Raw genomic sequence first — 11,790 nt, forward strand, 5'->3', positions numbered from 1 at the left:
CGGGAGGCGGTCATGGCTTGCAGCGGGTGTATCAGAGTTAGGATCAGTTATTTAGATGATTTTGGCACAGGTTATTCATCTTTGGCGTATTTAAAAAAATTACCGTTAAGCGAACTAAAAATAGACAAAAGCTTTGTATATGACATTGAAAATGACGTCTCAGATGAAAAAATTGTCTCTACCATTATTTTACTGGCTAAAGGCTTAGGATTATCGGTAGTGGCCGAAGGCGTGGAAACCTCAGGGCATTAGCCTTGCTGAAAAAATTAGGGTGCAGCTTATTTCAAGGCTAGTATTTTTCTAAACCTGTGCCTAAGCAGCAGCTGTTACAGCATCTTGCTGATTATTTTCGTTAACACCTGTTTCTAAAAATTTGGCAAGCTGATATGCTTAGCTGGCTTTTTAATCAATTATTTTTGAGGGACCAAAATGTTCAGTACACCTATTCGTATGCTGTTAGGTGCCGCTAGTTTGTTAGCAGCCAGTTTTAGCAGTCAGGCTACATTGATCGTCAACGGCGATTTTGAAAGCAACACCGTTAACCCGGGCAACTGGAAAGTGTTTATCAGTGAGCAGGTAGCGGGTTGGGAAGGCAGTAATATTGAAATCTGGAATGCTCTGCAAGGCGTTACTGCTGCCAGTGGCAACCAGTTTATTGAGCTGAATGCCCATGGTATTAAAGACTCAGTTAACCCTAATAACGCTGGCCCCTGGTCTATTTTTCAGTTATTTGCTACTGATGTTGGCCAGCAATATGAGTTCAGCTTTTTCTATCGTGCCCGTAATAACGGCAGTGAGCAGTTTAAAGTAGATCTGGCCGATATCAGTTGGGTATTTAATGACCACACTACTGCCGGCTGGACGACGTTCAGCAGCGTGTTTACTGCGAATAGCCGCAATACCCTGTTACGCTTTACCTCACTGAATGACGGCTCAACCGGTAACTTTTTAGATGGTATCAGCGTCGTAGCGTTACAAAACGGCCAAACAACACAAGCGGTACCGGAGCCAGCAACGTTGGCCGCTTTTGGTCTGGGCTTACTGGCTTTAGTTGGTAGTCGCCGCTTGCGTGGCAAGCAAGCATAGCGTCAATAACACCTTTTGCGGTGTCAAACTGAGCCAGCAGCAATGCTGGCTTTTTTGTATTTATAGCGCTGATGCCGCTAACGCTGTCACTGCTTGTCATACTGCCGTCATAAAACAGCCTTATGCTCACAGGTTAAAAGCAGGATGCTGATAACTGGCGTGGAACGCTGACATAACCAATCTAAATGAGAGAGTATACGGCTTGGCGTTAAGTGATTATCATCGCGACGAACTGCAAAAAATCCTGACGCACCGGCTACTGACACCCTTGTTTCAGCCGATAGTGCGGTTGGCCGATGGCCAGAGCCTGGGGTTTGAAGCCCTTATTCGCGGGCCGTCGAATAGTGCCTTGCACTCACCCGGTAATTTATTTAAAACCGCCGTTAATTTTAATTTACTGGAGCCGCTGGAGCTATTGTGCCGTGAGCTGAGCATTAATGCCTTTGCTAACGCCAAGGCCACGGGGTTACTGTTTTTAAATGTGAACCCGCTGCTGTTGCTGACCTCAGATCACCCCTCGGGCCTGACCAAAAAAATGATTGAAGCGGCAGGGCTGGCACCTGAGCAAATTGTCATTGAGCTGTCAGAGCAATATCAGGTAGAAGACACTCAACTGTTTATTAATGCGGTAAAACATTATCGCGAGTTTGGTTTTAAAATTGCGATAGACGACTTAGGCAGTGGTTTTTCCGGCCTTAAGCTGTGGTCAGAACTACAACCGGATATAGTTAAAATTGACCGCTATTTTATTGATCAGCTGCATCAGGATGCGATAAAAAAAGCCTTTGTCAAAAACATCATCGAAATCGCCAAAGACACCGGCGCCAGCATTATTGCTGAGGGCATAGAAACCAGCGAAGAGCTGCAAATGTGTCGCGAGCTCGGCGCCGAATATGGTCAGGGCTATTTACTGGGCCGGCCACATGCCGAGTTTTTGCATTGCCCGCCCTCGGTGTTATCACCACTGCCGTTAAGCAGCCAGCTGAAGCTGAACCAGACGTTGGAGCCGGTGATAAGCACGCCACCAGCCGTGTCCTATATGACACCGGCACAAAGTGTCGCTGAGCTGTTTGCCAAAGATAAAAGCCTGCACTGCCTGGCTGTGGTAGATAGCCAGCAGCGGCCTATAGGCGTGGTCAGCCGCAGCCTATTACATGAGCATTTTTCGCATACCTTTGGCAGGGCACTGTATCAGCGAAAAGCCATTCAGTACTGCATGCAAAAGGCGCCACTGATTGTTGATAAGAGCCTGTCGATAGACGATGTCAGCAGCCTTATCAGCGATGATGCTGACGACGCTGGCCTGCATTTTCTGATCACCGACGAGGGCCGATATTATGGCCTGGGTTCAGTGCGCAAAGTATTAAAACAAATCAGCGAAAACAAAGTGTTTTTTGCCCGTTACACCAATCCGCTGACCTTATTGCCGGGCAATGTGCCGCTAAACCTGCATATCGATGCCTTGCTGCAGCAGGGCCGTGACTTTAGCGTGGCCTATATAGATATCGACTTTTTTAAGCCCTATAACGACATTTATGGCTACAGCAAAGGCGATTTAGTGATTGAGCTGCTGGCGAAAATTATCCAAAGTGAGATTGATAGCCGCAGTGACTTTATTGGTCATATCGGCGGCGATGATTTTATTGTGGTGTTTAATCACCACCATGCCATGGCCACGCTGGCGCGTATTCAGGCACGCTTTAGCGAGCGGGTTAAATATTATTACCGTGATGAGCATCTGGCCGCCGGTGGCTGCGCCACGCTGGACCGGCAAGGGCAGCCGGTGCACTACCCGTTGATATCGTTATCAATAGGCGTAGTTGAGCCCGACCCCGAGCTTTGCCATAGCCAGCATGATGTGTCTGAGCTGGCGAGCGCAGCTAAACGGCAAGCGAAAAAAACTATTGGCCCCAGTATCTTTCACAGCCGCCGCCGTGGCCCCAGCAGCACAACGGATGCGGCCGATACGCCCTGAGTGCTTCATAAATTGGCGTCAGGCACTATGCCGGTTATGCCCTCGGCCACCCGCTCTGATAGCGCGCAAATGGTCGCCACCGGATTAGCCCCCACTGCGGCGGGCAATAAAGCGCCATCGGCTACATATAAGCCTTTATAACCAAACACCTGGCCAAAGCTGGCCGGATCGGCGCTGGTCACGCCCTGCTCAGTGTTGTCAGCCAGGCGGCAGCCGCCCAGGGCATGCACAGTAACATTACGGCGCATTGGCCACAGCCAGTTTGGCATAGGCACAAAGGCTTTGGCCTGGCACCAGTCTTTAAAGCGCTCGCCGGTATCGGTAATGGCCTTGTACAGTGGCATGCTGTTTTTGTAGGGCCAGTCCAGTTGCAAATTGCCGCGTTTATCCAGCTGCATCACGCCATCGCTTTTATCCAGCCCCATACACAGCAGCACACTGGTGTGGTAAGACAGATCATTTTTTAACAGCTCACTCATCGCATAACCGAGCTGGCCATTGCTGCCGCCCTGCCAGAAACGGTTTAAACTCAGGCGCAGGGTGCGCAACAGTGCCGCCAGTTTAGAGCTGCCGGGTTTTATGCCCTCAACATACCAGGCAGCAAAGTTGGGGTAACTGGCATCTTCCAGCATAAAAGCCTGCTCGGCTTTAAAATCCTGATACAGGTGATGATCAATGCCCTGGGTAATCACCGGACCATAGTTGGGATCGGCCGGTTTTTTGCCGCCGACCACAAAGGATAAAAAGTCACCATTGCCAGAAAAGTGCTGTCCCAGTTGCGGGCTTAGCGCCGGTAAGCTGTGATGAAGGTCACGACAGCGCAGCAGCAGCTCATTAGTGCCCAGGGTGCCGGCTGAGACTACCACCCGGCGGGCTAGCGCGCTTTGCAGTTGATGTTGCTGAGTTAAATCTTTCCAGTATACCCGGAAACCATGTTCGCCATTGGCGTTGGTATCTTCAGTACCCACGGCATTAAGCGGCACAATTTTTTCGGCCAGCACTTGGGTGCGGATCTGTGCCTGATAGCGCTGCTCAGCGACAAATAAGTAGTTTAAATCGACGGTATTTTTAGAGTGTGTATTACAGCCGACATCGCATTCGGCGCAATACACACAAGAGGTTTGCAAAGCGCCATAGCGATTGCGTTGCTGCTCGCCAATGGCAGTGGGCTGGCTAAAGTCATTACCAAAAAATACATTGATATCCAGTAGCTGCGAGGGTTTGCCATCGGCTTTGGCAAATTGCTGAAATAAGCCGGTGCGGATAATTTGCCGGCGTGGCTCAGTGCTTTGCGGTATGGGTCTGGCGCCTAACACCTGTTTACTCACCTGATAATAGGGGGTTAGCGCATCCAGCTTAGTGCTGCCAGGCCAGTTGTCGTTAAAGATATGCGCCGGAGGTACTAAAAACACATTGGCATAAATCAGTGAGCCACCACCATAGCCGGCGCTGACCACGGCATCGAGTTGTTTAAATTTGCGGATATCAAATAAGCCATGTTGCTCTTCTTGTTGCAGCTGACCCGGCCGTGGTCGTTGCTCTGGGGGCAGGTTCCAGAAATTGCGGGCCATCGCATGCGGTGAGCGCGGAAACTCGCCCATACCATAGCGCTTGCCACGCTCCAGCAACATCACCTTACCCGGCCATTTTTTGGCCAGACGACAACAAGTCACGGCGCCACCAAAACCACTGCCAATCACTATGGCTTCATAATCGTACTGAATATCCATGTTGTCCCCTTAGGCTTTGCGACTGACATAAGTGCGCCATAACTGCCGGGCAAAAAAGCCAGTAAAAGCACTGACCGTTTTAACTTTAGCGGTAAAACCATCGGCTTTGGTTACCGTGACTGTGCTGAGTAGCTTAAGTAAATCAATCATCCCCAGGCTTAAGATACCGGCGCCAATTACCGGGCCTGAGGCATCTGTGCCTTGATGCAGCAAGGTATAAAGCGTGGTGGTTTCATGCCAGAGCTTAAACACCGAACCTTGCTGTACTTCTTTACGCCCGGCCAGATAATAAGCCTGGCCCTGATGTTCAAATGCCAGCTCGTATACCATTAGCGTAAGGCTGGGGTCATCAGTGGGTTTAAACAGGTGAAATACGCCAGAGTGCGCTGGCATCGCCATACCCAGCGGCGCGAAATCTATGCTGCCGCTCAGCTGGCCTCTGTGCTGTCGATCGGCAATAAAGGCGGCCATCTCGTCAATGTCCACAGTGGCATGCATCGCCAATGCGCTGCCTGCCTGCTGGCTTTGCTGCAAACCATCGGCTGGATCGGTGGCGTTTAGTGAAAAACCACCTTTCATGGTTTCGTTAAAGGTTAAGCCTGGCGCTGGCATGCTACTCTCCTTATATTGCCGGTTTAGTCTTTATTCAGCTCTGCCAAAATCAGTGGGAAGGTATCCACTGCCGCGTTTTTCCCCATAAATACATCTAAATGGCCGTAGTCGGGTAGCAGATGCAGGCTGTGATACCCCGGGTTCAGCTGGTCAAAGTAGGCAAAGCTGCGACACTGACTTTCCGGTAAAAAGCACAGGTTTTTCTCACCGGCAAAAAAGGCAAAGCGCGCATCGGTTTTTGGTGGGGCGGCGGTGTAATCGTCAGGCAGGCCGTCAAGCGGTTGATAAGACAACAGGTGACCCCGGCGCACACAACGGTTAATTTGCTTAAAAAAGCGCAGTGGCACATGGCCAAACTCTTGTTTCAGCCAGTCGTGGGTGGCGTCGTTCAGGTTCTCATGGCGCCAAAGCGCCGGAAAACCACTGCCATAGGTAAAGCTGACTTGTTTACAGACCGCGTTATCGCACTCGTGGTGGGTAAGGCGCACTATCAGGCTAATCAGTTTTGCCGGAATCGTTGGCGCATGTTCGCCCCAGTGTGGGTTAAGATAGGGTGTTATCAGCCCTACTGGCGGCACCAGATAGCTTAGTTTAAAGCGTGACCAGCTTGGCACCACAGGGTGTAGCGATACCGCATTAGTGACTATGGTACTGACTGCGGGCACCAGGCCGGCAATGGCCGACATGGTAAAGCTGGTGGAGCCCTGGCAATGGATCACCGCTTTTATCCTGCTTACACCGGTATCGGCTACTATGGTTTCAACGGCTTTGGGGTGATCGTAGCGGGCGGCTTGATCGAGAGTCCACAGGTTAGGGGCAAAGTCGATGCTGGCGCGCCAGTTTTCTAACCATACGTCATAACCATCATCGATTAGGGCGTCGACTAAACTGGTTGGCACCGGTGCCCGGAAAATATTTGCGCGAACTCCGGCGCCATGCACCAACAGCACGGGCCCCTTATGCGGTGTTGTGCTGCCACGCACATTATGCAGGTTAAGCTTGACGCCATCCTCGGTGGTAAAGGGCAGTATCCGCTCGGTATAGGCTCGCTGCCCTGTTGGCGGTACTGACATAGCCGGCTCCTTATTGGGGCTGATGCGGGGCTAAATCCTGATACAGGTTATACATTAGCGTAGCACAAAATTCACAGCCGGCTAGTGCCGCCGAAAAAGCGGCATGCTTTTAACAAACTGATGCTTTAATGAACAAATGTTGACTGGATATGGGGTACATCTTTATGGCATACTGACCTGGCTGTTGGTGCTGTTGGTGCTGTTGACGTGGCCTGATAACAACAATAAAAAAGCAAAGAGGTAGTGAATGACCCAACGAATATTGTACGCATGGTTAAGCTTGTGGCTGCTGAGTTGCAGTCCACTGGCCTACAGTGAACAAGCTATCCGCTTTGCTTATACCTTTGAAAGCCAGTCTATTGGCGCCTTAATTGATGAATTCTCTGCCAGTAGCGGCATTAAGGTACAGCGCTACTGGCAAAATCAGGATGATATCAAAGTATCTATGGTGGAGAGTATTGAAAAAGGCAACCCACCTGATGTGGTGTTGATCCCGGCTGATCATCTGGGTTTATATCGCATTATGGGCTTTAGCGCTATTCCCGAGACGCTGCAACAAAGTACCAACCTTAGTGAGGCGGTGTGGAATACTGCCCGGGTTAACGGCACGGTTTACGGCGCCCCGGTAATGCAGGGTAACCATTTAATGCTGTTTTACAATAAGGCGCTGGTGCAGCAACCAGCGCAAACCTGGGCTCAATTACAGGCTCAGCAACCGGCATTGCACCAGGCTGGCGTTAATGCCATTGGCTGGGATTATGGCCAGGTGTACTACCTGCTGCCATTTTTATCGGCAATGGGCGGCCAGCCTATGACCGATAACCGTTTAACGCTGGATAGCCGCATGATGGTAAACGCGCTGGCCGCATACCGCAGCCTGCGTGATCAGGGCTTAGTGGATGAAAGCTGCGGCTATGACTGCAGTTTTGCCCGATTTAAAGCCGGTGAGATGGCATATACTATTAATGGCGATTGGGTGTTGCGTGAACTTATGACGCAGCTTGGCGATAAGCTTGGCATTGCCATGCTCCCGGCCTGGCAGGATAAAGCGCTCAAGCCGATGTATTCGACTCATGTGTTGGCGTTTCCTAATCAGGGGTTATCTAAAGCAAAACAAGCCGATTTACTGCAGCTGCTGCGCTTTATGCAAAGCCCAGCGGTGCAGCAGCGTTTGTGGCAGGAGTTAAAAGTATTTCCGGTGGAAAGCCAGGCCTTTGCCGATGCCAAAACCAGCATGGCTCCTGAGCATGCTGTGATATTTGAGCAGTTGTTAGCGGCCGCGCCATTACCGGTTGAGCCTGCAATGACCTATGCCTGGGGCAGTATGACCAAAGGCCTGGAGCGCTATTTAAATGGAGTGATGAGCGCCGAGGATGCGGCCAGGCTGATGCAACGCCTCACCGAACGCGAACTGGCAAAAGACGGCATATGAAACTTGGCTTTCGTAATACCCTTATTGGCTTAACGGTGCTCTGGGCTATGCTACCTGCCGGTGTGTTGTCGGTATATCTGCTATGGCAATTTGCCGCTCAGGCCATCAGCCAGGGCGAAATTCAGCTAACACGTGAAGCTCAGCAATTGGCGGTCGAGCTGGAGCGTAGCCTGGGTCAAATGCAGCTACAGCTATCGCGCTTAAGTGAGCAAGGGGCTGTAGTTCGCTCTGCAACCGTGTCTTTTGTAGCGGCGCGTGCTGTTGAGCAAATGCAACAATACAGCGATAGCTTTGCGCCGGTTCAGGGGGTGATCTTGCTGGACCAGGATGTGTTTGCGATGGAAGTGGTGCCCTCCAGCTTGTTGAGGGTACCGCTAACGGCACTGGAAAGTTTTGCTCAGGCCAGTTTAAAAGGCCGTTATAACCGGCAAATTACTGCAGTATCTCCGAAAATCACCCGTTTTGTCTCCGCGGAGCTGGCTGCTATCAGTGGCAGCACTGATGCACACTATCTGGTGCTGGCGCAGCCAGTGTTTTCACTAACCGGTGGCGCCATTGCCGAAACCTATACCACGGATGGCGTGCTGCTGGCCTTTGTGCAACTGCAACGGTTGATTGAATATGCGGCCAGCCGCTCCAATATTGATCTGAGCACCACTGGCATTACTCTTTCCAGTCATGGTTTTAGCTGGTACCAGGCTGAGCTGAACAGCAGCGGGCAGGCGATAACCCGGGTGCAGCAGTCACTGCACTATGCGCTGGATCCGGCCAACCCCGAGCTGCAACTGCAACTGAGCCGGCCAGAGTCGGTGCATTTGGTGTCGGCGCGTCACACCTTAGACAATTTTTTACTGTTAACGCTGGCATTTTTGCTGGTGATAGTTCTCGCCGCCTGGCTGATTGGCCGGCGCATGACATCGCCACTGCAACAGTTACAAACCCTCACCGGACGCATGGCTGCCGGCGATTATCAGGCCAGTACCGAGCAGTCGGTGTTTTACGAGGTGCAGCAATTGGTGGCCTTGCTACGCAACATGGGCCAAACCATACAAGGTCAGTTTAAGCAGCTGCATGAGGCCAATAGCAATTTAGAGCATAACGTTAAACTGCGTACTGCTGAGCTGGAGCAGTCTGTGCAGCAACTGCGCACGCAAAGTGAGTTAATGCAGGGTTTAATGCAGCTAACGGTAGATATTCAGCGCGCGGATAACGAAGAGCAACTACTGACGACCCTGGTGCAGGCCCTAAAAAGGCAGTTTGGCCATTTGCAAGCGGCGGTATTACTCAACCGCCAGAGCAATGCCTCGGCGCAGCAGCGTTTTACTCATGCTGAGCTGGCGACCTTGCCTTTTATACAGCAGTGCAGTGAGTGGGGATATCAGCAGATTGAATTTCGGCAACAAGCCGCTGAGCAGAGCTGCTGGACCCTGGTGCCAATACGTGATGCCAGCCAGGCGGTGTGTGGTCAGTTGGCCTTGCTCGGGCCAGCACTGAGTGCGGCAGAGCGCGAAGTGTTTTTTATCATGAGTCGCTTACTGGCGACAGTGCTGGATCAGTTACGCTTACATCAAAAACTGCAGCGTTTTGCCAATACCGATGCACTGACGGGCCTGGGTAACCGCCATTATTTTGATAAAGCTTTTTTAGCGGCGTTGGAGCAGCATAAAGCTGACCCCGGCCAGAGTTTGGCCGTCATAGTGATAGACGTAGATAATTTAAAGCAGATGAATGATCACTATGGCCATGAATATGGTGATCAACTGATCCAACTGGTGGCGTCGAAATTACAGCAATGTTGCCGCGAGCAAGATGTGATTGCCCGTATTGGCGGTGATGAATTTTATATTTTATTGCACAGTGACCTGGCCGCCTGCCAGCGTTTGCTCAGCCGCTTGCAGGATTCAATGCAGGCAATGTATTTAACGGTGCCGGCCGAAGATGGCCGGCTACGTTTAGCAGTAACCTTTAGTCTGGGTGCGGCCTGTACTGAACAAGACCCCTATGCAGAGCTGATCCGGCTGGCGGATCAGCGTATGTATCAATATAAGCAGCAGCGTAAATTACAGGCTTAGCCGGAGTGACTGTTTAGTCCTGGCTGTAGCTGATATGCTGATGAAAACGCACTATTAAATCTTGCTTGTCGCCTTTTAAACCGATATTAGTGCTGAAGCTACGCAGAGCGGCCTCCACCTGGTTCATAAAACGACCAAAGCCAATTTCGGTGACATCTTCGTTACCGGCCACCACCAGAATATGCACTGCTTCTACCAGATTATCGCCCTGCCAGTCACTGATAAATTGTGCGGCCTGGTTGGCCGGGTCAAAGCCTAATAATTGCAGTTCGGCAGTGGTTTCAGGCTGATCAAACTTAGAGTTACGTACCAGCGGTGTTAAGCCATTGGCGACAAAGGCCACCCGGTTCAGCTGCTTGCTGGCTGCTGCACTTTTTAACTGACTTTCCAGTTGCTGATACAGCGGGCTGTAATCCAGGGTGTCGGCAATGCCACACTGTTGTTTTAAATCACGGCTCAGCGGCAAAGTGATATGGGCATAGCTTAGCGCACTGTGCTCAGGTAAATCTAACTGGCGGGTCTTATAGCGCGCAGCAATAGCGCGTAATTTGTAGCCATAGCTTTCTTTATTGCCCTTGGCTTTGGCCAGTAAGTCGTAAGAAATATGCTGGTGATCACGAATTTTGATTTTTAACCCCTGAACCGGCAGCAAGGGTTGCAGCTCAGCGAGTAGCTGCTGCACTTTCTGGTGAAAGACAGCGGCATTGGCGCGAATTTCATCGTTAGTGGCTAAAAACAACAGCCGAATTTTACGGGCGCGATGTTCAGGCTGGCTGAACAGGTTTTGCGCTTCGTGGTAAGACGGGTTGTAGAAAAACAAAATTTGCTCAGCTGTTTGAAACACAAAAGCTTCAGTGTGAAATCGTACCACCGGCAGTTTGTCATTGGCGATTAAATGTACGTTATGCAGGCCATTTTTTTCAGCCAGCGTGAATAATTGCTGGCTCAGCTGCTGGTAGCATTGCTGATCATCGGCAAAATGCTGGTACAGCTCGGCGGTGGCTTTGATTTCGGCCAGAATATACTGGTTCGATTTGGCATTGGCTGGCAAATACACTTTATGTTGGCTGCTGACTGGCATGATCACTCCTGTTGATGAATAACTGGCGGGCATTATATAAAGCTGCAACGGAGAAACTTTGTTTTGGCGCAAAGTTGTATCCGGTATGCTTTGGTCGCGGCGATTGCCGTTAGCCTGCCCATAGCGGTGCCTATTGTGCCAACATTTTAGCGCAGTGAACACTAAAGTTGCTGAAGTTTTGCACTTTTGCCGCTGTGGCTGCGCACAAAGGCTCAGAGTAAGCTGGGATTAAGTTGCCATAATTGCAGATTTAACCAAAGGGCAAAACTGACCCATAACAGGTAAGGTACCAATAATAATGCCGCCAGACGTTGCAGCCGCCAGTAGCCGAATAGCAGCGCGGCGATCATCAGCCAGAGCACGACAATATTTACCAGCGCCAGCGCGCCCTGCTGCAAGGCAAAAAAGCACCAGCTCCAGCTGGCATTCACAATCAGGTGAAGCACATATAATACCAGTAACGGCCGGGCTTTGGCTCCGGCGCTGCGCCATACTAACCAGCTGGCCACGGCCATTAAGGTATACAGCAGGGTCCACACCGGGCCAAACAACCAGGCCGGTGGTGCCAGTGTGGGTAACTGCAATTGCTGATAAAAGCCGGGTGCATTGATCGAACCTAGTGCCCCCAGCGCGGCGGCCAGATAGGTGGCGGCCAGAAACACAACTAACATCAGTATTTGACGCAAAATCATCGCAAGGTGCATAGCTCATCCAGCCTTTAGCAAACAT

9 protein-coding genes and 1 pseudogene are annotated in these 11,790 nt (G+C 51.0%); 5 read left to right on the forward strand and 5 right to left on the reverse strand.

Going from position 1 to position 11,790, the window contains the following annotated elements; all coding sequences use genetic code 11:
* From V7D78_RS05645 to V7D78_RS05655, 3 genes and pseudogenes are all read left to right on the forward strand, one after another.
* Positions 1–293: pseudogene (locus V7D78_RS05645) on the forward strand (EAL domain-containing protein); the annotation flags it as partial.
* A gap of 136 nt (positions 294–429) precedes the next feature.
* Entirely contained in the window at positions 430–1,086 is a 657-nt protein-coding gene (locus V7D78_RS05650; protein ID WP_333607464.1) for a PEP-CTERM sorting domain-containing protein, read from the forward strand.
* A gap of 202 nt (positions 1,087–1,288) precedes the next feature.
* Complete coding sequence (locus V7D78_RS05655) at positions 1,289–3,061, forward strand: GGDEF domain-containing protein (RefSeq protein WP_333607465.1); 1,773 nt, start codon at positions 1,289–1,291, stop codon at positions 3,059–3,061.
* A gap of 5 nt (positions 3,062–3,066) precedes the next feature.
* Here the strand turns inward: V7D78_RS05655 and V7D78_RS05660 are convergent, their stop codons facing one another.
* From V7D78_RS05660 to V7D78_RS05670, 3 genes are read right to left on the reverse strand one after another with little or no spacing between them, the layout of a single operon-like run.
* Positions 3,067–4,791 carry a GMC family oxidoreductase N-terminal domain-containing protein gene (locus tag V7D78_RS05660; RefSeq protein WP_333607466.1) on the reverse strand — a complete coding sequence of 575 codons (1,725 nt, stop codon included), beginning with the start codon at positions 4,789–4,791 and terminating at the stop codon, positions 3,067–3,069.
* Positions 4,792–4,800: 9 nt separating this feature from the next.
* Positions 4,801–5,403, reverse strand: coding sequence for a hypothetical protein (locus V7D78_RS05665; RefSeq protein WP_333607467.1), 603 nt, complete (start codon positions 5,401–5,403; stop codon positions 4,801–4,803).
* A 23-nt stretch (positions 5,404–5,426) separates the two neighbouring features.
* A complete protein-coding gene (locus V7D78_RS05670) occupies positions 5,427–6,476 on the reverse strand; it encodes a hypothetical protein (protein WP_333607468.1) in 1,050 nt (349 codons plus the stop codon).
* A 247-nt stretch (positions 6,477–6,723) separates the two neighbouring features.
* Here V7D78_RS05670 and V7D78_RS05675 point away from each other — a divergent pair, with 247 nt between their 5' ends.
* Both V7D78_RS05675 and V7D78_RS05680 read left to right on the forward strand, forming a co-directional pair.
* Positions 6,724–7,908, forward strand: coding sequence for a sugar ABC transporter substrate-binding protein (locus V7D78_RS05675; protein WP_333607469.1), 1,185 nt, complete (start codon positions 6,724–6,726; stop codon positions 7,906–7,908).
* Complete coding sequence (locus V7D78_RS05680) at positions 7,905–9,980, forward strand: GGDEF domain-containing protein (protein ID WP_333607470.1); 2,076 nt, start codon at positions 7,905–7,907, stop codon at positions 9,978–9,980. Before V7D78_RS05675 ends, V7D78_RS05680 begins: the two co-directional genes overlap by 4 nt.
* Before the next feature lie 13 nt (positions 9,981–9,993).
* Here V7D78_RS05680 and V7D78_RS05685 read toward each other — a convergent pair whose 3' ends face one another.
* Both V7D78_RS05685 and V7D78_RS05690 read right to left on the reverse strand, forming a co-directional pair.
* The gene (locus V7D78_RS05685; protein ID WP_333607471.1) at positions 9,994–11,061 is read right to left on the reverse strand and encodes a DUF3083 family protein; all 1,068 of its coding nucleotides are present in this window, start codon (positions 11,059–11,061) and stop codon (positions 9,994–9,996) included.
* Positions 11,062–11,273: 212 nt separating this feature from the next.
* Positions 11,274–11,765, reverse strand: coding sequence for a TspO/MBR family protein (locus V7D78_RS05690; RefSeq protein ID WP_333607472.1), 492 nt, complete (start codon positions 11,763–11,765; stop codon positions 11,274–11,276).
* Positions 11,766–11,790 lie beyond the last annotated feature (25 nt).

The organism is Arsukibacterium sp. (assembly GCF_036735525.1).
Classification (GTDB): domain Bacteria; phylum Pseudomonadota; class Gammaproteobacteria; order Enterobacterales; family Alteromonadaceae; genus Alishewanella.